General features: G+C 42.9%; 25 protein-coding genes and 2 tRNA genes. All 27 read left to right on the forward strand.

Annotation, left to right across the window (positions count from 1 at the left end; all coding sequences use genetic code 11):
- The first annotated feature begins 64 nt into the window (after nucleotides 1-64).
- The 27 genes from ACFVP7_RS00255 to ACFVP7_RS00385 all read left to right on the forward strand — a co-directional run bounded on the left by ACFVP7_RS00255 (nucleotide 65) and on the right by ACFVP7_RS00385 (nucleotide 22,697).
- Nucleotides 65-832 (forward strand): TatD family hydrolase, encoded by a 768-nt coding sequence (locus tag ACFVP7_RS00255; protein ID WP_338731915.1) that lies wholly within the window; start codon nucleotides 65-67, stop codon nucleotides 830-832.
- A gap of 155 nt (nucleotides 833-987) precedes the next feature.
- Entirely contained in the window at nucleotides 988-2,301 is a 1,314-nt protein-coding gene (locus ACFVP7_RS00260) for a ubiquitin-like domain-containing protein (RefSeq protein ID WP_015715099.1), read from the forward strand.
- A 144-nt stretch (nucleotides 2,302-2,445) separates the two neighbouring features.
- Nucleotides 2,446-3,006, forward strand: coding sequence for a ribonuclease M5 (rnmV, locus tag ACFVP7_RS00265; RefSeq protein ID WP_015253010.1), 561 nt, complete (start codon nucleotides 2,446-2,448; stop codon nucleotides 3,004-3,006).
- Complete coding sequence (gene rsmA, locus ACFVP7_RS00270) at nucleotides 2,999-3,877, forward strand: 16S rRNA (adenine(1518)-N(6)/adenine(1519)-N(6))-dimethyltransferase RsmA (protein WP_029317169.1); 879 nt, start codon at nucleotides 2,999-3,001, stop codon at nucleotides 3,875-3,877. The genes rnmV and rsmA overlap by 8 nt, the downstream gene beginning before the upstream one ends.
- A gap of 161 nt (nucleotides 3,878-4,038) precedes the next feature.
- A complete protein-coding gene (gene prtG / locus ACFVP7_RS00275; protein ID WP_014475574.1) occupies nucleotides 4,039-4,911 on the forward strand; it encodes a sporulation-specific protease PrtG in 873 nt (290 codons plus the stop codon).
- A 210-nt stretch (nucleotides 4,912-5,121) separates the two neighbouring features.
- Nucleotides 5,122-5,382: a biofilm formation stimulator Veg gene (gene veg / locus ACFVP7_RS00280; protein WP_003218330.1), complete on the forward strand. Its 261-nt coding sequence runs from the start codon at nucleotides 5,122-5,124 to the stop codon at nucleotides 5,380-5,382.
- 159 nt (nucleotides 5,383-5,541) lie between these two features.
- Nucleotides 5,542-5,727, forward strand: a complete 186-nt coding sequence (locus ACFVP7_RS00285; RefSeq protein ID WP_003218333.1) for a small, acid-soluble spore protein, alpha/beta type — start codon at nucleotides 5,542-5,544, stop codon at nucleotides 5,725-5,727.
- A 147-nt stretch (nucleotides 5,728-5,874) separates the two neighbouring features.
- Nucleotides 5,875-6,744, forward strand: a complete 870-nt coding sequence (ispE, locus tag ACFVP7_RS00290; RefSeq protein ID WP_003226742.1) for a 4-(cytidine 5'-diphospho)-2-C-methyl-D-erythritol kinase — start codon at nucleotides 5,875-5,877, stop codon at nucleotides 6,742-6,744.
- Nucleotides 6,745-6,799: 55 nt separating this feature from the next.
- The gene (purR, locus tag ACFVP7_RS00295) at nucleotides 6,800-7,657 is read left to right on the forward strand and encodes a pur operon repressor (protein ID WP_003218342.1); all 858 of its coding nucleotides are present in this window, start codon (nucleotides 6,800-6,802) and stop codon (nucleotides 7,655-7,657) included.
- Nucleotides 7,654-8,031: a 2-iminobutanoate/2-iminopropanoate deaminase gene (ridA, locus tag ACFVP7_RS00300; protein WP_003226738.1), complete on the forward strand. Its 378-nt coding sequence runs from the start codon at nucleotides 7,654-7,656 to the stop codon at nucleotides 8,029-8,031. The genes purR and ridA overlap by 4 nt, the downstream gene beginning before the upstream one ends.
- A gap of 194 nt (nucleotides 8,032-8,225) precedes the next feature.
- Nucleotides 8,226-8,519, forward strand: coding sequence for a septation regulator SpoVG (gene spoVG / locus ACFVP7_RS00305; protein ID WP_003218346.1), 294 nt, complete (start codon nucleotides 8,226-8,228; stop codon nucleotides 8,517-8,519).
- A 192-nt stretch (nucleotides 8,520-8,711) separates the two neighbouring features.
- Complete coding sequence (gene glmU / locus ACFVP7_RS00310; protein ID WP_041351140.1) at nucleotides 8,712-10,082, forward strand: bifunctional UDP-N-acetylglucosamine diphosphorylase/glucosamine-1-phosphate N-acetyltransferase GlmU; 1,371 nt, start codon at nucleotides 8,712-8,714, stop codon at nucleotides 10,080-10,082.
- Between the two features lie 22 nt (nucleotides 10,083-10,104).
- Nucleotides 10,105-11,058 carry a ribose-phosphate diphosphokinase gene (locus ACFVP7_RS00315; RefSeq protein ID WP_003218353.1) on the forward strand — a complete coding sequence of 318 codons (954 nt, stop codon included), beginning with the start codon at nucleotides 10,105-10,107 and terminating at the stop codon, nucleotides 11,056-11,058.
- 84 nt (nucleotides 11,059-11,142) lie between these two features.
- Nucleotides 11,143-11,757, forward strand: a complete 615-nt coding sequence (locus ACFVP7_RS00320) for a 50S ribosomal protein L25/general stress protein Ctc (protein WP_134982170.1) — start codon at nucleotides 11,143-11,145, stop codon at nucleotides 11,755-11,757.
- Between the two features lie 106 nt (nucleotides 11,758-11,863).
- Nucleotides 11,864-12,430 (forward strand): aminoacyl-tRNA hydrolase, encoded by a 567-nt coding sequence (gene pth / locus ACFVP7_RS00325; protein ID WP_003226727.1) that lies wholly within the window; start codon nucleotides 11,864-11,866, stop codon nucleotides 12,428-12,430.
- A 59-nt stretch (nucleotides 12,431-12,489) separates the two neighbouring features.
- Nucleotides 12,490-12,720: an anti-sigma-F factor Fin gene (gene fin, locus ACFVP7_RS00330; protein WP_003243417.1), complete on the forward strand. Its 231-nt coding sequence runs from the start codon at nucleotides 12,490-12,492 to the stop codon at nucleotides 12,718-12,720.
- A 69-nt stretch (nucleotides 12,721-12,789) separates the two neighbouring features.
- Nucleotides 12,790-16,323 carry a transcription-repair coupling factor gene (mfd, locus tag ACFVP7_RS00335; RefSeq protein WP_014478601.1) on the forward strand — a complete coding sequence of 1,178 codons (3,534 nt, stop codon included), beginning with the start codon at nucleotides 12,790-12,792 and terminating at the stop codon, nucleotides 16,321-16,323.
- Nucleotides 16,324-16,458: 135 nt separating this feature from the next.
- Complete coding sequence (spoVT, locus tag ACFVP7_RS00340; protein ID WP_003218365.1) at nucleotides 16,459-16,995, forward strand: stage V sporulation protein T; 537 nt, start codon at nucleotides 16,459-16,461, stop codon at nucleotides 16,993-16,995.
- Nucleotides 16,996-17,176: 181 nt separating this feature from the next.
- Complete coding sequence (locus tag ACFVP7_RS00345; RefSeq protein ID WP_134982169.1) at nucleotides 17,177-18,775, forward strand: polysaccharide biosynthesis protein; 1,599 nt, start codon at nucleotides 17,177-17,179, stop codon at nucleotides 18,773-18,775.
- Nucleotides 18,765-20,234, forward strand: a complete 1,470-nt coding sequence (gene mazG / locus ACFVP7_RS00350) for a nucleoside triphosphate pyrophosphohydrolase (protein WP_338731928.1) — start codon at nucleotides 18,765-18,767, stop codon at nucleotides 20,232-20,234. The genes ACFVP7_RS00345 and mazG overlap by 11 nt, the downstream gene beginning before the upstream one ends.
- A gap of 2 nt (nucleotides 20,235-20,236) precedes the next feature.
- On the forward strand, nucleotides 20,237-20,497 hold the full coding sequence (locus ACFVP7_RS00355) for an RNA-binding S4 domain-containing protein (protein ID WP_003226716.1): 261 nt from the start codon (nucleotides 20,237-20,239) through the stop codon (nucleotides 20,495-20,497).
- Nucleotides 20,498-20,575: 78 nt separating this feature from the next.
- Nucleotides 20,576-20,878: a sporulation protein YabP gene (yabP, locus tag ACFVP7_RS00360; RefSeq protein ID WP_003226714.1), complete on the forward strand. Its 303-nt coding sequence runs from the start codon at nucleotides 20,576-20,578 to the stop codon at nucleotides 20,876-20,878.
- Complete coding sequence (gene yabQ, locus ACFVP7_RS00365; protein ID WP_021479720.1) at nucleotides 20,875-21,510, forward strand: spore cortex biosynthesis protein YabQ; 636 nt, start codon at nucleotides 20,875-20,877, stop codon at nucleotides 21,508-21,510. Before yabP ends, yabQ begins: the two co-directional genes overlap by 4 nt.
- 17 nt (nucleotides 21,511-21,527) lie before the next feature.
- Nucleotides 21,528-21,905 (forward strand): cell division protein DivIC, encoded by a 378-nt coding sequence (gene divIC / locus ACFVP7_RS00370; protein ID WP_003243211.1) that lies wholly within the window; start codon nucleotides 21,528-21,530, stop codon nucleotides 21,903-21,905.
- A gap of 80 nt (nucleotides 21,906-21,985) precedes the next feature.
- Nucleotides 21,986-22,372: a S1 domain-containing RNA-binding protein gene (locus ACFVP7_RS00375; protein ID WP_003218379.1), complete on the forward strand. Its 387-nt coding sequence runs from the start codon at nucleotides 21,986-21,988 to the stop codon at nucleotides 22,370-22,372.
- Nucleotides 22,373-22,539: 167 nt separating this feature from the next.
- Nucleotides 22,540-22,616, forward strand: a tRNA-Met gene (locus ACFVP7_RS00380).
- A gap of 9 nt (nucleotides 22,617-22,625) precedes the next feature.
- Nucleotides 22,626-22,697, forward strand: a tRNA-Glu gene (locus tag ACFVP7_RS00385).
- The last annotated feature ends 174 nt before the right edge of the window (nucleotides 22,698-22,871 follow it).

A 22,871-nucleotide genomic window follows, 5' to 3' on the forward strand; every position in this document is an offset into this window, starting at 1 on the left:
TGTTTCACGTGTAACAATTCGTCGAACACCTTTTGTGTTTCGACAAGAAAGGAGTTTTTCACTTATGTTGTTTGACACACACGCGCATTTAAATGCAGAACAATATGATACTGATCTTGAAGAGGTTATTGAACGGGCAAAAGCTGAAAAAGTTGAACGAATTGTCGTAGTTGGTTTTGACCGTCCGACGATTAACCGTGCGATGGAAATGATTGAGGAATATGATTTTATTTATGCAGCCATTGGCTGGCACCCTGTTGACGCTATTGACATGACAGAGGAAGACTTGGCGTGGATTAAAGAGCTTTCTGCTCATGAGAAAGTGGTAGCGATAGGGGAAATGGGACTGGATTATCATTGGGATAAATCACCTAAAGATATTCAAAAAGAGGTGTTTAGAAAACAAATCGCCTTAGCGAAAGAGGTCAATTTGCCTATTATCATTCATAACCGTGATGCAACGGAGGATGTCGTGACCATTTTGAAAGAGGAAGGCGCAGAAGCTGTGGGCGGAATCATGCACTGCTTTACAGGAAGTGCGGAAGTGGCAAGAGAATGCATGAAAATGAATTTTTATTTATCATTTGGGGGACCGGTGACATTTAAAAATGCGAAGAAACCGAAGGAAGTAGTGAAGGAAATTCCCAATGACTGGCTGCTGATTGAAACGGACTGCCCGTTTCTCACACCGCACCCTTTCCGCGGGAAAAGAAATGAGCCAAGCTATGTGAAATATGTGGCAGAACAAATCGCCGAATTAAAAGAAATGACCTTTGAAGAGATTGCTTCCATCACGACTGAAAATGCGAAAAGACTTTTCCGTATAAACTGACAAAAAACGCTAGCGGGTTTTGTAAGAGCTTGTCCCTTACAGCGTTTTTCTATAAAAGTTCTACATGCTTTCTTCTCCTCATAGGATAGGTTTGTCGACAAGTCTTTCTTCCGTTTCTCAGTGTATTTCAGGATAATGAAGAAGACACTGAGCTTTTGGGAGAAAGAGAAGGGAGGGTTGACAGCCTTTTAGATACTCTATATAATCTCTCCGAGGAGAAGGAGGCGTTTTTCATCACACAAAAAATGAAAAAGCTGTTTTCCGTAAAGCTTAGCAAAAGCAAAGTCATTCTGGTTGCTGCTTGTTTGCTTTTGGCAGGAAGCGGGACTGCGTACGCGGCTCATGAGCTGACGAAACAATCAGTCTCAGTTTCTATCAATGGCAAAAAGAAACATATACGCACACATGCAAATACAGTCGGTGATCTTTTGGAGACGCTTGATATAAAGACAAGAGACGAGGACAAGATCACACCTGCTAAACAGACAAAGATAACAGCAGACATGGACGTTGTGTATGAGGCTGCAAAACCTGTGAAGCTTACAATAAACGGGGAAGAAAAGACGTTATGGTCAACAGCAAAAACGGTCGGTGCATTACTGGACGAACAAGATGTTGATGTGAAAGAACAAGATCAAATTGATCCTGCAATAGATACAGATATTTCGAAAGACATGAAGATTAACATAGAGCCCGCATTTCAGGTTACTGTGAATGATGCAGGGAAACAAAAGAAAATCTGGACGACTTCGACTACGGTCGCTGACTTTTTAAAACAGCAAAAGATGAACATAAAAGACGAAGATAAAATCAAGCCTGCGTTAGATGCAAAGCTGACGAAAGGAAAGGCTGATATTACAATTACTCGTATCGAAAAGGTCACCGATGTAGTTGAAGAGAAGATTGCGTTCGATGTGAAAAAGCAAGAAGACGCTTCTCTTGAAAAAGGGAAAGAAAAGGTCGTCCAAAAAGGAAAAGAAGGCAAGCTAAAAAAACATTTTGAAGTCGTTAAAGAAAACGGCAAAGAAGTGTCCAGAGAGCTTGTAAAAGAAGAAACAGCTGAGCAAAGCAAAGATAAAGTGATTGCTGTCGGCACAAAGCAAAGCAGTCCAAAAGTTGAAACGGTCAGTGCTTCAGGTGATTCAAAAACAGTTGTGTCCCGCAGCAATGAATCAACAGGCAAAGTCATGACTGTATCATCTACGGCTTATACGGCAAGCTGCAGCGGTTGTTCAGGACATACAGCGACAGGCGTCAATTTGAAAAATAATCCGAATGCCAAAGTCATCGCTGTGGATCCAAATGTCATTCCGCTAGGCTCCAAAGTCCACGTGGAAGGCTATGGATATGCCATTGCTGCAGATACCGGTTCAGCGATTAAAGGGAACAAAATAGACGTCTTTTTCCCAGAGAAATCATCGGCGTACCGATGGGGAAATAAAACAGTCAAAATTAAAATCTTAAATTAATATATACTTATGTATTCAGAGGGTTTTGCGCCCTCTGTTTTTTTCGTTATAATAGACAAAGTGCATTTTCTGCTTATTAGACGCTCGATATAAGAAAAAGTTTCATGAATATACAAAAGTTTTTATTTTGTCTTGGAGGAAATAATGAAAATTAAAGAGATCATTGTGGTCGAGGGGCGTGACGATACGGCCCGCATCAAATTGGCTGTTGATGCAGACACAATTGAAACAAATGGTTCAGCCATCGATGATCATGTGATTGACCAAATCCGTTTGGCCCAGAAGACCAGAGGCGTCATTATTTTAACGGATCCGGACTTTCCGGGAGAGAAGATTCGCAAAACCATCTCAGAGGCTGTACCCGGCTGTAAGCATGCATTTTTGCCAAAACATCTTGCCAAACCTAAAAACAAGCGGGGAATTGGTGTAGAGCATGCATCGGTTGAAAGCATTAGGGCATGTTTAGAAAATGTGCATGAGGAGATGGAAGCGCAGCCGAGTGACATTTCAGCTGAGGATTTGATTCATGCCGGACTAATAGGCGGGCCTGCGGCCAAACGCCGCCGGGAACGACTGGGTGATCTGTTGAAAATCGGCTATACAAATGGCAAACAGCTTCAAAAACGGCTGCAAATGTTTCAAATTAAAAAAAGTGATTTTATGAGTGCGCTCGATACCGTTATGCGGGAGGAACAGAATGAATAAAGATATTGCGACACCGATTAGAACGAAAGAGATACTGAAGAAATACGGTTTTTCTTTTAAAAAGAGCTTAGGACAGAATTTCTTAATTGATACGAACATTTTAAACAGAATTGTTGATCACGCGGAAGTGACTGAGAAAACAGGTGTCATTGAAATCGGCCCGGGAATCGGGGCTTTAACCGAACAGCTTGCCAAGCGGGCGAAAAAGGTCGTGGCATTTGAGATTGATCAGCGATTATTGCCGATTCTGAAGGATACGCTGTCACCTTACGACAATGTTACTGTCATTCATCATGACGTGTTAAAGGCTGATGTCAAATCGGTCATTGAAGAACAATTTCAAGATTGTGATGAGATCATGGTAGTTGCCAACCTTCCTTATTACGTAACAACACCGATTATCATGAAACTGCTTGAAGAACATCTTCCGCTGAAAGGAATTGTGGTCATGCTGCAAAAAGAAGTGGCTGAGCGCATGGCGGCTGATCCTTCATCTAAGGAGTACGGCTCGCTTTCAATCGCGGTGCAGTTTTATACAGAAGCCAAAACGGTGATGATCGTTCCGAAAACCGTATTTGTTCCTCAGCCTAATGTCGATTCCGCAGTCATCCGTCTGGTTCTCCGAGACGGCCCGGCAGTGGACGTGGAAAACGAATCCTTTTTCTTTCAGCTCATCAAGGCAAGCTTTGCACAGCGCCGTAAAACGCTGCTCAATAACTTAGTTAACAATCTGCCTGAAGGAAAAGCACAAAAATCAACGATTGAGCAAGTGCTCGAAGAAACAAATATTGACGGTAAGCGCCGAGGTGAATCCCTGTCTATTGAGGAGTTCGCAGCGCTGTCTAACGGATTGTATAAAGCCCTTTTCTAAAAGGGCTTTTTGTTTTGCGCACCACATGGACTGCCGCTACATAGGCTAGAGAAGGACCTTTCATTCAATGATAAGAAAAAACTTGGACTCAGCGAAAAAAGGCGCTTTCTCAAGGCTCTTTCTTTCATGATGAGGCTTAGTCTATGTGTGGAGTGAGGAACGTGCAATTTCAAATAGGGGATATGGTAGCCAGAAAATCCTATCAGATGGATGTTTTGTTTCGAATTATAGGAATAGAGCAAACAAGCAAAGGAAATTCAATTGCCATTTTGCATGGAGATGAAGTCAGGCTGATTGCTGATTCGGATTTTTCTGATCTGGTAGCAGTGAAAAAAGATGAGCAGATGATGCGGAAAAAGAAAGATGAGAGCAGAATGAATGAGTCGCTCGAATTGCTCCGCCAGGATTATAAACTGCTCAGAGAAAAACAGGAGTACTATGCGACAAGCCAATATCAGCATCAGGAGCATTATTTCCATATGCCGGGCAAAGTGCTTCATCTGGATGGTGACGAAGCATATCTGAAAAAATGCCTGAATGTCTATAAAAAAATTGGAGTGCCGGTCTATGGCATCCATTGCCATGAAAAGAAAATGTCTGCTTCTATTGAAGAATTGCTCGACAAATATCGACCTGATATCCTGGTGATCACAGGGCATGATGCGTATTCGAAGCAAAAGGGCGGTATTGATGATTTGAATGCGTACAGACATTCTAAGCACTTTGTTGAAACTGTTCAAACAGCCCGAAAAAAGATCCCTCACTTAGATCAGCTTGTTATTTTTGCGGGGGCCTGCCAATCCCATTTTGAATCACTCATCAGAGCGGGTGCGAATTTTGCAAGTTCACCGTCAAGAGTCAATATTCATGCGCTTGATCCGGTATATATCGTCGCGAAGATCAGCTTTACGCCGTTTATGGAACGGATTAATGTATGGGAAGTGCTCCGTAATACGCTGACAAGAGAGAAAGGGCTTGGAGGTATTGAAACAAGAGGAGTTCTGAGAATTGGTATGCCTTATAAGTCCAATTAACAGTTAAAAACCTGCATAGGAGAGCTATGCGGGTTTTTTATTTTACATAATGATACATAATTTACCGAAACTTGCGGAACATAATTGAGGAATCATAGAATTTTGTCAAAATAATTTTATTGACAACGTCTTATTAACGTTGATATAATTTAAATTTTATTTGACAAAAATGGGCTCGTGTTGTACAATAAATGTAGTGAGGTGGATGCAATGGCGAAGACGTTGTCCGATATTAAAAGATCGCTTGATGGGAATTTAGGTAAAAGGCTGACGTTAAAAGCAAACGGTGGCCGCCGAAAAACGATTGAGCGTTCGGGCATTTTAGCTGAGACGTACCCTTCTGTTTTTGTGATACAACTAGATCAAGACGAGAACTCGTTTGAAAGAGTTTCATACAGTTATGCTGATATTTTGACTGAGACTGTTGAGCTGACATTTAATGATGACGCCGCAAGCTCAGTGGCATTTTAACGGGCAGTGAACCTTTTGTTTACTGCTTTTTGTTTTGCCCTTTTTTGGTTTCCAATAATTTTAACGAAAGTTCCATCTGATTTAACAAAAGATAAAACAGTCACATATTATCGTGACGTGCACGAATGGCTATCACTTCTAAAAAAGGGGTTGTTTCGTTTGGGCAGACGTCGTGGAGTTATGTCAGATGAGTTTAAATATGAGCTGGCTAAAGACCTTGGTTTTTATGACACAGTAAAAAATGGCGGCTGGGGTGAAATTCGGGCCCGCGATGCCGGTAACATGGTGAAGCGTGCCATTGAAATCGCCGAACAGCAAATGGCTCAGAATCAGAATAACCGATAAGGATGTGACCCGGGGGACGTGCTGTTCCCTGGTTTTTTTATTTTGGATATAAATACATAATGGGCTGAATATGGATATGTTCATCCTGTACTTCAAATGTGATACAATGTTCATACTTATGTTTAGATGGAGAAGTAGGTGAAAGCTATGCGTATTTTAGAAAAAGCGCCAGCTAAGATCAATCTGTCACTTGACGTCACCCGAAAACGCCCGGATGGCTATCATGAAGTCGAAATGATCATGACGACAATTGATTTAGCTGATCGAATTGAATTGACGGAGCTTGCAGAGGATGAAGTGAGGGTTTCCTCCCACAACCGATTTGTGCCTGATGACCAAAGAAACTTAGCTTATCAGGCTGCCAAGCTGATCAAGGACAGATACAACGTGAAAAAGGGAGTTTCCATCATGATTACGAAGGTAATTCCGGTGGCTGCCGGTCTTGCCGGCGGAAGCAGTGATGCGGCGGCGACGCTCAGAGGGCTGAACAGACTGTGGAATTTAAATCTGTCTGCGGAAACGCTTGCTGAGCTTGGAGCGGAGATTGGCTCTGACGTTTCATTTTGTGTCTATGGCGGAACTGCATTAGCAACAGGGCGCGGCGAGAAAATTAAACATATCAGCACGCCTCCGCACTGCTGGGTCATTTTAGCGAAGCCGACAATTGGTGTTTCAACTGCTGAAGTGTACAGAGCGCTGAAACTGGATGGTATAGAGCATCCTGATGTACAAGGCATGATCGAGGCGATAGAAGAAAAGAGTTTTCAGAAGATGTGCAGCCGTTTAGGCAATGTGCTTGAATCTGTTACACTCGATATGCATCCTGAAGTTGCGATGATCAAAAACCAGATGAAACGCTTTGGTGCAGATGCCGTGTTAATGAGCGGGAGCGGCCCGACAGTGTTTGGACTGGTTCAGTATGAGTCGAAGGTGCAGAGAATTTATAACGGGTTAAGAGGCTTCTGCGATCAAGTTTATGCGGTGAGAATGATCGGCGAACAGAACGCTCTTGATTAAATCCGTATGTTAAGTTATATTGATCTTAAAATATTCGGATTTTGGGGGTAAGTTCATGAAGTTTCGTCGCAGCGGCAGATTGGTGGACTTAACAAATTATTTGTTAACCCATCCGCACGAGTTAATACCGCTAACCTTTTTCTCTGAGCGGTATGAATCTGCAAAATCATCCATCAGTGAAGATTTAACAATTATTAAACAAACCTTTGAACAGCAGGGGATTGGTACTTTGCTTACTGTTCCTGGAGCTGCCGGAGGCGTTAAATATATTCCGAAAATGAAGCAGGCTGAAGCTGAAGAGTTTGTGCAGACACTTGGACAGTCGCTGGCAAATCCTGAGCGTATCCTTCCGGGCGGTTATGTATATTTAACGGATATCTTAGGAAAGCCATCTGTACTCTCCAAGGTAGGGAAGCTGTTTGCTTCCGTGTTTGCAGAGCGCGAAATTGATGTTGTCATGACCGTTGCCACGAAAGGCATCCCTCTTGCGTACGCAGCTGCAAGCTATTTGAATGTGCCTGTTGTGATCGTTCGTAAAGACAATAAGGTAACAGAGGGCTCCACAGTCAGCATTAATTACGTTTCAGGCTCCTCAAACCGCATTCAAACAATGTCACTTGCGAAAAGAAGCATGAAAACGGGTTCAAACGTACTCATTATTGATGACTTTATGAAAGCAGGCGGCACAATTAATGGTATGATTAACCTGTTGGATGAGTTTAACGCAAATGTGGCGGGAATCGGCGTCTTAGTTGAAGCCGAAGGAGTAGATGAACGTCTTGTTGATGAATATATGTCACTTCTTACTCTTTCAACCATCAACATGAAAGAGAAGTCCATTGAAATTCAGAATGGCAATTTTCTGCGTTTTTTTAAAGACAATCTTTTAAAGAATGGAGAGACAGAATCATGACAAAAGCAGTCCACACAAAACATGCCCCAGCGGCAATCGGGCCTTATTCACAAGGGATTATCGTCAACAATATGTTTTACAGCTCAGGCCAAATCCCTTTGACTCCTTCAGGCGAAATGGTGAACGGCGATATTAAGGAGCAGACTCATCAAGTATTCAGCAATTTAAAGGCGGTTCTGGAAGAAGCGGGTGCTTCTTTTGAAACAGTTGTAAAAGCAACTGTATTTATCGCGGATATGGAACAGTTTGCGGAAGTAAACGAAGTGTACGGACAATACTTTGACACTCACAAACCGGCGAGATCTTGTGTTGAAGTCGCGAGACTCCCGAAGGATGCGTTAGTCGAGATTGAAGTTATTGCACTGGTGAAATAATAAGAAAAGTGATTCTGGGAGAGCCCGGGATCACTTTTTTATTTACCTTATGCCCGAAATGAAAGCTTTATGACCTAATTGTGTAACTATATCCTATTTTTTCAAAAAATATTTTAAAAACGAGCAGGATTTCAGAAAAAATCGTGGAATTGATACACTAATGCTTTTATATAGGGAAAAGGTGGTGAACTACTGTGGAAGTTACTGACGTAAGATTACGCCGCGTGAATACCGATGGTCGCATGAGAGCGATTGCATCCATCACGCTGGATCACGAATTTGTTGTACATGATATTCGTGTGATTGATGGAAACAATGGTCTTTTCGTTGCGATGCCGAGTAAACGCACCCCTGATGGAGAGTTCCGCGATATTGCTCATCCTATTAATTCAAGCACGCGAGGAAAGATTCAAGATGCCGTGTTAAATGAGTATCATCGTCTGGGTGACACTGAAGCATTAGAATTCGAAGAAGCTGGAGCTTCTTAAAAAATAACCAAAAAGCAAGGACTGCTGAAAGGGCTGACATAAGCCTTTTGCCGGCGGTCCTTTTTTAATTCTGATTTTTCAAACTTAGTTGCACTCAATAGAAAATTCTTGCACTTCATGAAGTCTCCTTGAAATCAGAAGATATTTAGGATATATTTTTCTATGGATAAAAGGGATATTGGAGGCCAATAAATGGATAAGCGGTTTGCAGTTGTTTTAGCGGCTGGACAAGGAACGAGAATGAAATCGAAGCTTTATAAAGTCCTTCATCCAGTTTGCGGTAAGCCTATGGTAGAGCACGTCGTGGACGAAGCCTTAAAATTATCTTTATCGAAGCTTGTCACGATTGTCGGACATGGTGCGGAAGAAGTGAAAAAGCAGCTTGGTGATAAAAGCGAGTACGCGCTTCAAGCAGAACAGCTTGGCACTGCTCATGCTGTAAAACAGGCACAGCCATTTCTTGCTGACGAAAAAGGCGTCACGATTGTCATTTGCGGAGATACGCCGCTTTTGACAGCAGAGACGATGGAACAGATGCTGAAAGAACATACACAAAGAGAAGCAAAAGCTACGATTTTAACTGCGGTTGCAGAAGATCCAACCGGATACGGCCGCATTATTCGCAGCGAAAACGGAGCGGTTCAAAAAATCGTTGAGCATAAGGACGCCTCTGAAGAAGAACGTCTTGTAACTGAGATCAACACCGGTACGTATTGTTTTGACAATGAAGCGCTATTTTGGGCTATTGATCAGGTGTCTAATGATAATGCCCAAGGCGAGTATTATTTGCCGGATGTCATAGAGATTCTTAAAAATGAAGGCGAAACTGTTGCCGCTTACCAGACTGGTAATTTCCAAGAAACGCTCGGAGTTAATGATAGAGTTGCTCTTTCTCAGGCAGAACAATTTATGAAAGAGCGCATTAATAAACGGCATATGCAAAATGGCGTGACGTTGATCGACCCGATGAATACGTATATTTCTCCTGACGCTGTTATCGGAAGCGATACTGTGATTTACCCTGGAACTGTAATTAAAGGTGAGGTGCAAATCGGAGAAGATACGATTATTGGCCCTCATACGGAGATTATGAATAGTGCCATTGGCAGCCGTACGGTTATTAAACAATCGGTAGTCAATCACAGTAAAGTGGGGAATGATGTAAACATAGGACCTTTTGCTCACATCAGACCTGATTCTGTCATCGGGAATGAAGTGAAGATCGGGAATTTTGTAGAAATTAAAAAGACTCAATTCGGAGACCGAAGCAAGGCATCTCATCTAAGCTATGTCGGCGATGCTGAGGTAGGCACTGATGTAAACCTGGGCTGCGGTTCAATTACTGTCAATTATGATGGAAAGAATAAGTATTTGACAAAAATTGAAGATGGCGCGTTTATCGGCTGCAATTCCAACTTGGTTGCCCCTGTTACAGTCGGAGAAGGCGCTTATGTGGCGGCAGGTTCCACTGTTACGGAAGATGTACCTGGAAAAGCACTTGCTATTGCCAGAGCGAGACAAGTAAATAAAGACGATTATGTGAAAAATATTCATAAAAAATAATCCTAAATTCGGAGGTTTATCCATGTCTAATCAATACGGAGATAAGAATTTAAAGATTTTTTCTTTGAATTCGAATCCAGAGCTTGCAAAAGAAATCGCAGATATAGTTGGAGTTCAATTAGGGAAATGTTCTGTCACAAGATTTAGTGACGGGGAAGTCCAAATTAATATCGAAGAAAGTATTCGCGGATGTGATTGTTACATCATCCAGTCTACAAGTGACCCCGTTAACGAGCATATTATGGAACTGCTGATTATGGTAGATGCGTTAAAACGCGCTTCTGCAAAAACGATTAACATTGTTATTCCTTATTACGGTTATGCGCGTCAAGACAGAAAAGCAAGATCCCGTGAGCCAATCACAGCTAAACTTTTCGCTAACCTGCTTGAAACAGCCGGTGCGACTCGTGTGATTGCACTTGACCTGCATGCGCCGCAAATTCAAGGATTCTTTGATATACCGATTGACCACTTAATGGGTGTTCCGATTTTAGGAGAATATTTTGAAGGCAAAAATCTTGAAGATATCGTCATTGTTTCACCAGACCATGGCGGTGTGACACGTGCCCGCAAACTGGCTGACCGACTAAAAGCGCCAATTGCGATTATCGATAAACGCCGTCCGCGTCCAAACGTGGCGGAAGTCATGAATATTGTAGGTAACATCGAAGGGAAGACTGCTATCCTCATCGATGACATTATTGATACTGCAGGTACGATTACACTTGCTGCTAATGCGCTCGTTGAAAACGGAGCGAAAGAAGTATATGCATGCTGTACACACCCTGTACTATCAGGCCCTGCGGTTGAACGGATTAATAATTCAACAATTAAAGAGCTTGTTGTGACAAACAGCATCAAGCTTCCTGAAGAAAAGAAAATTGAACGCTTTAAGCAGCTTTCAGTCGGACCGCTTCTGGCCGAAGCGATTATTCGCGTTCATGAGCAGCAATCAGTCAGCTATCTGTTCAGCTAAACCATTTTTCGAGGTTTAAATCCTTATCGTTATGGGTATTGTTTGTAATAGGACAACTAAAACGACAATAGGATGGTGCTGAATATGGCAACTTTAACGGCAAAAGAAAGAACGGACTTTACTCGTTCGTCTCTTCGGAATATCCGTACTTCAGGACATGTTCCAGGTATCATATATGGGAAGGATACGGGCAACAAACCTGTGTCATTAGACAGTGTGGAGCTCATCAAAACGCTGAGGGACGAAGGCAAAAATGCAGTCATTACGCTTGAGGTCAGCGGAGAAAAACACTCAGTCATGGTAACAGACCTGCAGACGGACCCGTTGAAAAATGAAATCACTCATGCTGATTTTCAAGTAGTTAATATGAGTGAGGACATTGAAGTGGAAGTTCCGATTCATCTGACCGGAGAAGCCATTGGAGTGAAAAACGGAGGCGTACTGCAGCAGCCGTTATATGCACTTACTGTAAAGGCCAAGCCAAAAGCCATTCCGCAAACGATCGAGGCCGATATTTCAAGCCTCGATGTAAATGAAGTACTGACGATTGCGGATTTGCCTGCTGGCGGTGACTACTCCTTTAATCATGAGTCAGATGAGGTTGTGGCTTCAGTCCTTCCTCCGCAGCAGCAGGAAGCAGCTGAGGTCGATGAAGAGGAATCTGCCGATGCTCAGCCAGAAGGTGAAAACGAACAATAATAGCTTAAGGCGTAACCCTCCCGCGGTTACGTCTTTTGTGCTAGAATGAGAAGAATTATAGCCCGTTTATGAAGACGGGAGTTATGTGACTAAGGGAGGATTCGCCATGCTTGTGATTGCCGGTCTCGGAAACCCGGGGAAGAACTATGAAAATACACGGCATAATGTCGGATTTATGGTGATAGATCAGCTTGCAAAGGAATGGAATATAGAGCTGAATCAAAATAAATTTAACGGATTATACGGAACCGGATTTGTTTCCGGCAAAAAGGTTCTACTTGTTAAACCGCTTACATATATGAATTTATCAGGAGAATGTTTGCGGCCTTTAATGGACTACTATGATGTCGATAACGAAGATTTGACAGTCATTTACGACGACCTTGACCTTCCTACTGGCAAGATCCGTTTAAGAACGAAAGGAAGCGCCGGAGGGCACAATGGCATCAAATCACTGATCCAGCATCTTGGTACATCCGAGTTTGACCGTATCCGCATCGGAATCGGCAGGCCTGTAAACGGCATGAAGGTCGTTGATTATGTGTTAGGCTCCTTTACCAAGGAGGAGGCACCTGAGATCGAAGAAGCGGTTGATAAATCTGTGAAGGCTTGTGAGGCTTCTTTGAGTAAACCGTTTTTAGAAGTCATGAACGAATTTAACGCAAAGGTATAAAATGTAACAACAAAGTCCATACTACACCAAAATGACTTTTTCATCAGGAGGTCCCTTGTATGGCTTTGCATTATTATTGTCGTCATTGCGGAGTGAAAGTAGGCAGTCTCGAATCTTCAATGGTATCGACAGACTCACTTGGATTTCAGCACTTAACAAATGAGGAAAGAAACGATATGATTTCTTATAAAGAAAATGGAGATGTCCATGTTTTGACGATATGTGAAGACTGCCAAGAGGCGCTTGACCGAAATCCGCATTACCACGAATATCACACATTTATTCAATAAAAAGCTTTGGTGTAGACACTAGACCAAAGCGTTTTTCTGTTCTCACAGGAAACAGAGAGGAGGGGCCATATGGACAACATTCAAACCTTTATAAAAGAAAGCGATGACTTTAAATCCATCATCAACGGTTTACACGAGGGCCTGAAGGAACAGCTGCTCGCGGGTCTGTCGGGTTCCGCGCGTTCTGTTTTTACTTCTGCTCTGGCTAATGAAACGAATAAGCCTATCTTTCTAATCACCCATAACTTATATCAAGCCCAGAAAGTAACAGATGATCTGACTTCACTTCTAGAGGATCGGTCTGTCCTTTTGTACCCCGTCAATGAACTCATTTCATCAGAAATCGCAGTTGCAAGCCCTGAATTGCGGGCGCAGCGATTAGATGTCATTAATAGACTAACGAATGGAGAAGCGCCAATTGTCGTTGCTCCGGTAGCTGCAATCAGAAGAATGCTGCCGCCTGTAGAGGTGTGGAAAAGCAGCCAGATGCTCATTCAAGTAGGCCATGATATCGAACCTGACCAGCTTGCCTCACGGCTGGTAGAGGTAGGGTATGAGCGGTCTGATATGGTTTCTGCGCCCGGGGAATTCAGTATTCGCGGTGGAATCATTGACATTTATCCGTTGACTTCAGAGAATCCGGTGAGAATTGAACTTTTTGACACCGAGGTGGATTCAATCCGCAGCTTTAATTCAGATGATCAGCGGTCAATTGAGACCCTTACCTCGATCAATATCGGTCCCGCGAAGGAATTAATTATCAGACCGGAAGAAAAAGCGCGGGCGATGGAGAAAATCGATAGTGGTCTTGCCGCGAGTCTGAAAAAATTAAAGGCTGACAAACAAAAAGAAATACTTCATGCGAATATTTCCCACGATAAAGAACGCTTGTCTGAAGGCCAGACAGATCAGGAGCTCGTGAAGTATCTCTCATATTTCTATGAAAAACCTGCTAGTTTACTAGATTATACACCTGATAATACACTTCTGATTTTGGATGAAGTCAGTCGGATTCATGAGATGGAAGAACAGCTTCAAAAAGAAGAAGCGGAGTTTATAACAAATCTTCTTGAGGAAGGGAAGATTTTGCATGACATTCGTTTGTCATTCAGCTTCCAAAAAATAGTGGCTGAGCAAAAACGGCCTCTGCTGTACTACTCTTTATTTTTACGGCATGTACACCATACGAGCCCGCAAAACATCGTCAATGTGTCAGGCCGGCAAATGCAGAGTTTCCATGGCCAAATGAACGTGCTTGCGGGCGAAATGGAGCGTTTTAAAAAATCAAATTTCACTGTTGTGTTCTTAGGAGCAAACAAGGAACGTACACAGAAATTGTCATCTGTTTTGGCTGATTATGATATCGAGGCCGCCGTGACAGACAGCAAAAAAGCGCTTGTTCAGGGACAGGTCTATATCATGGAAGGCGAGCTCCAATCGGGATTTGAGCTGCCGTTAATGAAGCTTGCCGTTATTACGGAAGAAGAACTGTTCAAAAACCGTGTAAAGAAGAAGCCGCGAAAACAGAAGCTTACCAATGCAGAGCGCATCAAAAGCTATTCTGAGCTTCAAATTGGAGATTATGTCGTTCATATTAATCACGGGATCGGAAAATACCTGGGGATCGAAACTCTTGAAATCAACGGCATTCATAAAGACTATTTAAATATACATTATCAGGGAAGTGACAAGCTTTACGTCCCTGTAGAACAAATTGATCAGGTCCAAAAATATGTTGGCTCCGAAGGAAAAGAGCCAAAGCTGTATAAATTAGGCGGAAGTGAATGGAAGCGGGTCAAGAAAAAAGTAGAGACATCCGTTCAGGATATTGCTGATGACTTAATTAAGCTGTATGCCGAAAGAGAAGCGAGCAAGGGCTATGCGTTTTCTCCTGACCATGAGATGCAGCGGGAATTCGAATCGGCTTTCCCTTATCAAGAGACTGAGGATCAGCTCCGTTCTATTCACGAAATCAAAAAAGACATGGAAAGAGAACGTCCGATGGACCGCTTGCTGTGCGGAGATGTGGGCTACGGTAAAACAGAGGTTGCCATACGTGCCGCGTTTAAGGCGATCGGTGACGGAAAGCAGGTAGCTCTGCTCGTTCCGACAACAATTTTGGCACAGCAGCACTATGAAACCATAAAAGAGCGCTTCCAGGACTATCCGATTAATATCGGCCTTCTCAGCAGGTTCAGAACGAGAAAAGAAGCAAACGAAACAATCAAAGGGCTGAAAAACGGAACGGTTGATATCGTCATCGGGACGCATCGGCTGCTATCAAAGGATGTCGTGTATAAAGATTTAGGGCTCCTCATCATTGATGAAGAGCAGCGTTTCGGTGTAACCCATAAAGAAAAGATCAAGCAAATAAAAGCCAATGTTGATGTATTAACGTTAACAGCAACGCCGATTCCGCGTACGCTGCATATGTCTATGCTTGGCGTAAGGGACCTTTCAGTCATCGAGACTCCGCCGGAAAATCGGTTCCCTGTACAGACGTATGTTGTGGAATACAACGGAGCTCTTGTCAGAGAGGCAATTGAACGTGAGCTTGCACGCGGGGGCCAAGTCTATTTCTTGTACAACCGGGTAGAGGACATTGAGCGGAAAGCGGATGAAATTTCAATGCTAGTCCCTGACGCGAAGGTAGCATATGCGCATGGGAAAATGACAGAAAATGAATTAGAAACCGTTATGCTAAGTTTCCTTGAAGGAGAATCAGACGTTCTCGTCAGCACAACCATTATCGAAACTGGCGTGGACATCCCGAACGTCAATACGTTGATCGTATTTGACGCCGACAAGATGGGACTTTCTCAGCTTTACCAGCTGCGGGGGCGTGTCGGTCGTTCTAACCGTGTGGCGTATGCGTACTTCACGTATCGCCGGGATAAAGTGCTGACAGAAGTGGCTGAAAAAAGGCTGCAGGCTATTAAAGAATTCACAGAGCTAGGTTCCGGTTTTAAAATCGCAATGCGTGACTTAACGATTCGCGGAGCCGGGAATCTTCTTGGTGCCCAGCAGCATGGCTTCATCGATTCGGTCGGATTTGACCTCTATTCACAAATGCTGAAGGAGGCCATTGAGGAGCGTAAAGGAGACACAGCGAAGACAGAGCAGTTTGAAACAGAAATTGATGTCGAGCTTGATGCGTATATTCCGGAAACTTATATTCAAGACGGCAAACAGAAAATTGATATGTATAAACGCTTCAGGTCTGTGGCGACAATCGAAGAGAAGAATGAGCTTCAAGATGAAATGATCGACCGTTTTGGAAACTATCCAAAAGAAGTCGAATACTTGTTTACTGTTGCAGAAATGAAAGTCTATGCGAGACAGGAACGTGTCGAGCTGATTAAGCAGGATAAAGATGCTGTCAGATTGACGATTTCTGAAGAAGCAAGTGCTGAAATTGACGGACAGAAGCTGTTTGAGCTTGGCAATCAATATGGCAGACAAATCGGACTGGGAATGGAAGGGAAAAAACTCAAAATCTCCATACAGACGAAAGGCCGTAGTGCCGATGAATGGCTCGACACCGTGCTGGGCATGCTGAAGGGCTTAAAAGATGTGAAAAAGCAAACCATTTCATCAACGTAAATTTTGTTACTCTCTGGTGTATATTACATTTGATGTGACGGATACTAATTTCAAGCGAGGCGGAAGGTACATAAAGTAACTGCTTTAGGTCTTTCCCACATGTATATACCATCAAATGAAAGAGAGGCACCAGAGATGAAAGCAACCGGTATCGTACGTCGTATTGATGACTTAGGTCGGGTCGTGATTCCTAAAGAAATTCGAAGAACTCTGAGAATCAGGGAAGGCGATCCACTTGAGATTTTTGTAGATCGTGATGGAGAAGTGATTTTGAAAAAGTACTCTCCGATCAGTGAGCTTGGAGACTTTGCAAAGGAGTATGCAGACGCGCTTTACGACAGCCTCGGCCATTCAGTGCTGATTTGTGATCGTGATGTATATATTGCCGTGTCCGGCAGCTCCAAAAAAGATTACTTAAACAAGTCAATCAGCGAAATGCTGGAAAGAACAATGGATCAGCGCAGCTCCGTGCTTGAGAGTGATGCGAAATCAGTACAGCTTGTGAATGGAATTGATGAGGACATGAATTCTTATACTGTCGGCCCAATTGTGGCGAACGGTGATCCGATAGGTGCTGTGGTGATCTTTTCAAAAGATCAGACAATGGGCGAAGTAGAGCATAAAGCCGTTGAAACAGCAGCTGGATTTTTGGCTCGTCAAATGGAACAGTAGGTCTTATTCCTTTCTTCGAAAATAGGTATGTAAAGAACAGCTCTCCTTGGGACGCTGTTCTTTTTCATGCGTGCCGAAAAAGGAATCCAAGGGTTGGGATGTGGTATAATAACCTCGTTTTTATTTGTGCCGCGGTAATACGTGAACCGTATTGCCCCTGACGTTGGGAAGGAGCTTTTGGATGGACGATTCAATAGGCGTTAAACGGCATTGGATTTGGCAGGGGGCTTTTGTTTTAATTCTGGCAGGCGTCATCACAAAAATTTTAAGCGCTGTTTACAGAGTCCCGTTTCAAAACATTGTCGGCGATGTTGGATTTTATATATATCAGCAGGTATATCCCTTTCTTGGTATTGCAGTCATGCTGTCCACATCAGGATTTCCAGTCATTATTTCAAAGCTGATGAATGATTATAGTGAAAAAAATCATCACACCATATTAAAAATATCTGCGTTGTTTTTGTCTTTAATCGGTATTTTATTATTTCTTTGTTTATATCTGGGTGCTGTTCCTATTGCACTCTTTATGGGAGATTCGCATCTAGCCGTGTTAATTCAAGTGGCCGCATACGCGTTTCTGCTTTTCCCATTTGTCGCGTTGCTTAGAGGCGGTTTTCAGGGGCGGCACGAAATGCTCCCTTCAGCCTTATCACAGATGACAGAGCAGTTTCTGCGTGTTGCAGTGCTCTTGGGTTTATCATTTTGGCTCGTGAAAAAGGGAGCCTCGCTTTATACTGCGGGAGCGGCAGCCGCTTCAGGCTCTCTTGCCGGAAGTTTGGTTGCATTGATGATACTGGGGTTTTTTTGGTTTAAAACGAATAGAGACAACCAAACGGATAGGCAAAATGAAAATGTCATCACAACAAAAGAATTGACGAAAAAACTGCTTTTATATTCGGTTACAATTTGTGTAAGCAGTTTGCTGCTTTTGTTTATCCAGCTTGTTGATGCTTTGAATTTATATGCATTGCTTTCGGGTGGTGAGGCAAGCGAAGAAGCAAAACGCCTAAAGGGGATCTATGATCGGGGACAACCCTTGCTGCAGCTCGGTTCAATTTTCGCGGTAAGCATTGCGACGTCACTCGTTCCGTATATTTCTATGGCTGTAAAAAACAATGAGCTGAAGATCATGAAAGAAAAAATCACGTCATCTTTGAAACTATGCCTTGTGCTCGGTACAGGCGCATCGGCTGGGTTGATTTGCATTCTAAAGCCGGTAAATATCATGCTGTTTCAAAATGGAGAAGGGACAGGTGCGTTACAAGTATTTAGCTGCTCCATTTTGTTTGCATCTATGGCGGTAACGGCAGCGGCAGTCTTACAGGGAGCGGGGTACACAGTTTTTCCAGCGATAGCGGTGGGCGCGGGTGTTGCGGTGAAATGGGTGTTAAACACACTTTTGGTTCCGCGCTATGGGATTGAAGGCGCATCGCTTGCAACAGCGGTTTCCTTTGCGGCTGTCGCCGGCCTTAACTTGTATCAGCTTCGGCAAAAGGAATGGCTCGATAAGCTTAGAGGCGTTTTGATTCCGATTATTGGATCTGCTCTTTTGATGTCAGCTGTTTTGCTTGCGTATACGCGTCTCTGGACTTTCTTGTTTCCTGCAACAGGAAGAGGAGCGGCTGTGATTGAGAGTCTTTCTGCTGTTGCCATTGGTGGCGCGGTGTTTATTTATTGTATGATGAGATTGGGAATATTTACAGATGAAGAGCTGAACAGTGTGCCATTCGGCAGCAAGTTAAGCAAATTCATGAGAAGGAGAGAACAAAATGGCGGGTAAAATTACAGTCGTCGGACTTGGTGCCGGAGACATGGACCAGTTGACAATTGGTATACACAAGCTGCTGACGAAGGCAGATACGCTGTATGTCAGAACCAAGGATCATCCTTTAATTGAGGAACTTGAAAAAGAAACGAAGAACATCCGTTACTTTGACGATATATATGAGAAACATGATCAGTTCGAGGCGGTATATGAAGAAATTGCAGATATCCTCTTTGAAGCGGCGCGGCGTGAGGACGTGGTTTATGCTGTGCCGGGACACCCTTTTGTCGCAGAAAAAACAGTTCAGCTGCTGACGGAGCGGCAGGAAAAGGAAAACGTTCAAGTGAAAGTCGCGGGGGGACAAAGTTTCCTTGATGCCACATTCAATGCCTTGCAAATTGACCCGATTGAAGGTTTTCAATTTGTGGATGCCGGCACATTGTCTGCGGATGAGCTTGAGCTCAGACATCATCTGATCATATGTCAGGTTTACGACCAAATGACGGCTTCTGAAGTCAAGCTGACATTGATGGAGAAGCTGCCTGATGATTATGAGGTCGTCATTGTGACTGCAGCAGGCAGCCGTGGCGAGGAGATCAGGACAGTGCCATTATTTGAGTTGGACCGCAATGTCGCCTTGAACAACTTAACAAGTGTGTATATTCCGCCGATTAAAGAAGAGAAGCTGCTTTATCACGAATTCTCCACGTTCCGAAGCATCATCAGAGAGCTTCGCGGACCTAATGGATGTCCGTGGGATAAAAAACAGACGCATCAGTCATTAAAGCAGTACATGATTGAAGAATGTTATGAGCTTCTCGAAGCTATTGACGAAGAAGACACAGACCATATGATCGAAGAGCTTGGCGACGTTTTGCTTCAGGTCTTGCTTCACGCGCAAATTGGTGAAGATGAAGGTTATTTCACAATTGATGATGTCATAAAAGGAATCAGTGAAAAAATGGTCCGAAGACATCCCCATGTGTTTAAAGATGTTAAGGTTCAGGATGAAAACGATGTTTTGGCCAATTGGGAAGATATAAAAAAGGCCGAAAAAAATACATCTGAATCATCATTACTAGACAGCGTACCGAAAACCCTTCCAGCTCTTTCGAAAGCAGCTAAATTGCAGAAAAAAGCAGCGAAGGTCGGTTTTGACTGGGAAGACGTCAGCGATATTTGGGAAAAGGTAAGTGAGGAAATGAAGGAATTTTCTTCTGAGGTTTCTGAAGCTCCTCACGAACACAATCTTAAAGCTGAGTTTGGCGACATTTTATTCGCGCTGGTGAATGTAGCCCGCTTTTACAAAATAGAGCCAGAGGAAGCGCTGGCCATGACTAATGACAAATTCCGGAGACGGTTCTCGTACATTGAGGAAACAGCGAAGGAAAAGGGAGTCGAGTTGGCTGATATGTCCCTTGAGGACATGGACAAACTGTGGAATGAAGCAAAAGAAACTGAGAGGAGATCATAGATATGAGATTAGATAAATTTTTGAAAGTATCACGGCTGATCAAACGGCGTACACTAGCGAAGGAAGTAGCTGACCAAGGACGAATCTCTATTAACGGAAACCAAGCTAAAGCAAGCTCTGACGTAAAACCGGGAGATGAACTAACGGTCCGCTTCGGCCAAAAGCTTGTAACGGTTCAAGTTAATGAATTGAAAGACACGACGAAAAAAGAAGAAGCTGCAAACATGTACACGATTCTAAAAGAAGAAAAACTCGGCGAATAGGCTTGTTCTAAAAAAATCCCCCACCTCATACAATGCAGTAATAATGCTAAAAGTATCGAGGATATGGGGGCTGAATAGATGAATTCATATTATGATCAAAAAGGTTCTTCGTCTGTTCCGGAACAGCATGATGTGACAATGAAAGGCCGGAAGCATTTAGATATTTCTGGGGTTAAGCATGTGGAGAGTTTTGATAACGAAGAATTCCTGCTGGAAACGGTGATGGGAATGCTCTCCGTCAGAGGCCAAAACCTGCAGATGAAAAATCTTGATGTGGAAAAAGGGATTGTTTCGATTAAAGGCAGGGTATTTGATTTAGTGTACTTAGACGAACAACAAGGGGATAAAGCTAAAGGGTTTTTTAGCAAGTTGTTTAAATGACGCTGACGACACAATTCTATACAATGCTGGCGATGTCCGGTATGGGTCTCTGGCTTGGTGCTTCGCTTGATACATACCGGCTCTTTGTCATTCGTGCCAAAACAGCCAGATGGCTATTATTTATTCATGATATTCTTTTCTGGATTGTGCAAGGGCTGCTTTTCTTTTATGTCTTGCTTCATGTAAATGAGGGAGAATTCAGGATTTACATCTTTTTAGCGGTTCTGCTGGGCGTTGCGACGTATCAGAGCCTTTGCAAACGAATCTATATAAAAATACTGAAATTCTTCATTTACCTTGTTGTTTCTGTTTATCAATTCTTCAAAAAACTCATTCAGCACGTGTTATTTCGTCCTATTGTATGGACATGCGGAGCGATCATCTGGCTGGCGGCATTTTTATTCAAGAAAACATACAGCCTGATAGGTTTTCTCCTGCTGTGTCTATATAAAATAGTCATGGTTCTGTGTTTTCCGATCCGTTTTATCGCGAAACAATGTTTGAAACTTCTTCCTGTGAAAATGCGTCTAACTTTTAGACGTTATTTTGAAAAAGGTGCAGGATTTCTCAAAAAGAAGAAGAAACTATTGATAACCATAAGAACGACCATTACACGGTTTTTGAAGAAATGAAAGGAGGACCGTCTGGTTTGAATTTTTCCAGGGAACGAACGATAACTGAAATACAAAACGACTATAAAGAACAAGTAGAACGGCAAAATCAGCTGAAGAAACGAAGACGCAAAGGGCTGTACAGACGGTTAACTGTATTCGGCGCCCTAGTATTCCTGACGGCAATTGTGCTGGCAAGCTCTGTCTGGTCCCAAACATCTTCCCTTAGTGCAAAAGAAGAAAAGAAAGAACAGCTTGAAAAAGAACTGAAAAGTTTAAAGACAAAACAAACGGATTTAAAAGAAGAAATATCCAAATTGAAGGATGAGGATTACGTCACAGAGCTTGCCAGAAGGGACTTATTCATGTCTGGAGACGGAGAAATTATCTTCAATGTGGAGAAGAAGAGCAAGTAGCCTTGTTGACACTTAAATTTTTATTTAGGTATAATTAAGCAAACGATCTTTTTATAAGCCTAAGGAGGAGCACTTTTTTTATGTCGATTGAAGTTGGCAGCAAGTTGCAAGGGAAAATTACAGGTATTACAAATTTTGGAGCATTTGTTGAATTGCCTGGAGGCTCAACCGGTCTCGTTCACATTAGTGAGGTAGCTGATAATTATGTCAAAGACATTAACGACCACTTAAAAGTCGGCGACCAAGTTGAAGTGAAAGTCATCAACGTTGAAAAAGACGGGAAAATTGGTTTATCTATTAAAAAAGCTAAAGACCGTCCGCAAGCCAGACCTAGAAATGATTTCCGTCCGAAAGAATCTTTTGAACAGAAAATGAATAAGTTTTTAAAAGACAGCGAAGATCGCTTGTCATCTTTAAAACGCAATACGGAATCAAAACGTGGAGGGCGCGGAGCAAGAAGAGGATAACTTGCTGCTTTCTATAAAATAAATGAAGCATCCGTTCATCCCGACGGATGCTTTTTTATTATCCTCACCCCTTTAAAAGTCAGAAAATTACAACATTAAAGTTTCTGTTGACGAAAGAGACAAACCTTTGTATTATATAACTTGTGCTTAGAAGCACAAAACAATATGGCGGTGTAGCTCAGCTGGCTAGAGCGTACGGTTCATACCCGTGAGGTCGGGGGTTCGATCCCCTCCGCCGCTACCATATTTGTTTGGCCCGTTGGTCAAGCGGTTAAGACACCGCCCTTTCACGGCGGTAACACGGGTTCGAATCCCGTACGGGTCATCCTAAAAAATCGGTTTCTCTTGCAGAAGCCGATTTTTTTCATTTTTAGACAACATTCCGGAAATTCTTTTCATAAACGAATATCAAGGCAGAAACCGTCGAAGATTTCTTTGGTATTGTTACCTTCTTTTGACAAAATCCTATCTGTGCTTTCGCTATAATGACAGGCAACGA

The organism is Bacillus sp. SG20033 (assembly GCF_044570195.1).
Classification (GTDB): Bacteria; Bacillota; Bacilli; order Bacillales; family Bacillaceae; genus Bacillus; species Bacillus subtilis.

What these genes read in the sequence shown, in the direction of transcription:
- ACFVP7_RS00255 (WP_338731915.1), top strand. Translation starts at nt 65, where the DNA reads ATGTTGTTTGACACACACGCGCATTTAAATGCAGAACAATATGATACT.
- rnmV (WP_015253010.1), top strand. Translation starts at nt 2,446, where the DNA reads ATGAAAATTAAAGAGATCATTGTGGTCGAGGGGCGTGACGATACGGCC.
- rsmA (WP_029317169.1), top strand. Translation starts at nt 2,999, where the DNA reads ATGAATAAAGATATTGCGACACCGATTAGAACGAAAGAGATACTGAAG.
- veg (WP_003218330.1), top strand. Translation starts at nt 5,122, where the DNA reads ATGGCGAAGACGTTGTCCGATATTAAAAGATCGCTTGATGGGAATTTA.
- ispE (WP_003226742.1), top strand. Translation starts at nt 5,875, where the DNA reads ATGCGTATTTTAGAAAAAGCGCCAGCTAAGATCAATCTGTCACTTGAC.
- purR (WP_003218342.1), top strand. Translation starts at nt 6,800, where the DNA reads ATGAAGTTTCGTCGCAGCGGCAGATTGGTGGACTTAACAAATTATTTG.
- ridA (WP_003226738.1), top strand. Translation starts at nt 7,654, where the DNA reads ATGACAAAAGCAGTCCACACAAAACATGCCCCAGCGGCAATCGGGCCT.
- glmU (WP_041351140.1), top strand. Translation starts at nt 8,712, where the DNA reads ATGGATAAGCGGTTTGCAGTTGTTTTAGCGGCTGGACAAGGAACGAGA.
- ACFVP7_RS00315 (WP_003218353.1), top strand. Translation starts at nt 10,105, where the DNA reads ATGTCTAATCAATACGGAGATAAGAATTTAAAGATTTTTTCTTTGAAT.
- ACFVP7_RS00320 (WP_134982170.1), top strand. Translation starts at nt 11,143, where the DNA reads ATGGCAACTTTAACGGCAAAAGAAAGAACGGACTTTACTCGTTCGTCT.
- pth (WP_003226727.1), top strand. Translation starts at nt 11,864, where the DNA reads ATGCTTGTGATTGCCGGTCTCGGAAACCCGGGGAAGAACTATGAAAAT.
- fin (WP_003243417.1), top strand. Translation starts at nt 12,490, where the DNA reads ATGGCTTTGCATTATTATTGTCGTCATTGCGGAGTGAAAGTAGGCAGT.
- mfd (WP_014478601.1), top strand. Translation starts at nt 12,790, where the DNA reads ATGGACAACATTCAAACCTTTATAAAAGAAAGCGATGACTTTAAATCC.
- spoVT (WP_003218365.1), top strand. Translation starts at nt 16,459, where the DNA reads ATGAAAGCAACCGGTATCGTACGTCGTATTGATGACTTAGGTCGGGTC.
- ACFVP7_RS00345 (WP_134982169.1), top strand. Translation starts at nt 17,177, where the DNA reads ATGGACGATTCAATAGGCGTTAAACGGCATTGGATTTGGCAGGGGGCT.
- mazG (WP_338731928.1), top strand. Translation starts at nt 18,765, where the DNA reads ATGGCGGGTAAAATTACAGTCGTCGGACTTGGTGCCGGAGACATGGAC.
- ACFVP7_RS00355 (WP_003226716.1), top strand. Translation starts at nt 20,237, where the DNA reads ATGAGATTAGATAAATTTTTGAAAGTATCACGGCTGATCAAACGGCGT.
- yabP (WP_003226714.1), top strand. Translation starts at nt 20,576, where the DNA reads ATGAATTCATATTATGATCAAAAAGGTTCTTCGTCTGTTCCGGAACAG.
- yabQ (WP_021479720.1), top strand. Translation starts at nt 20,875, where the DNA reads ATGACGCTGACGACACAATTCTATACAATGCTGGCGATGTCCGGTATG.
- ACFVP7_RS00375 (WP_003218379.1), top strand. Translation starts at nt 21,986, where the DNA reads ATGTCGATTGAAGTTGGCAGCAAGTTGCAAGGGAAAATTACAGGTATT.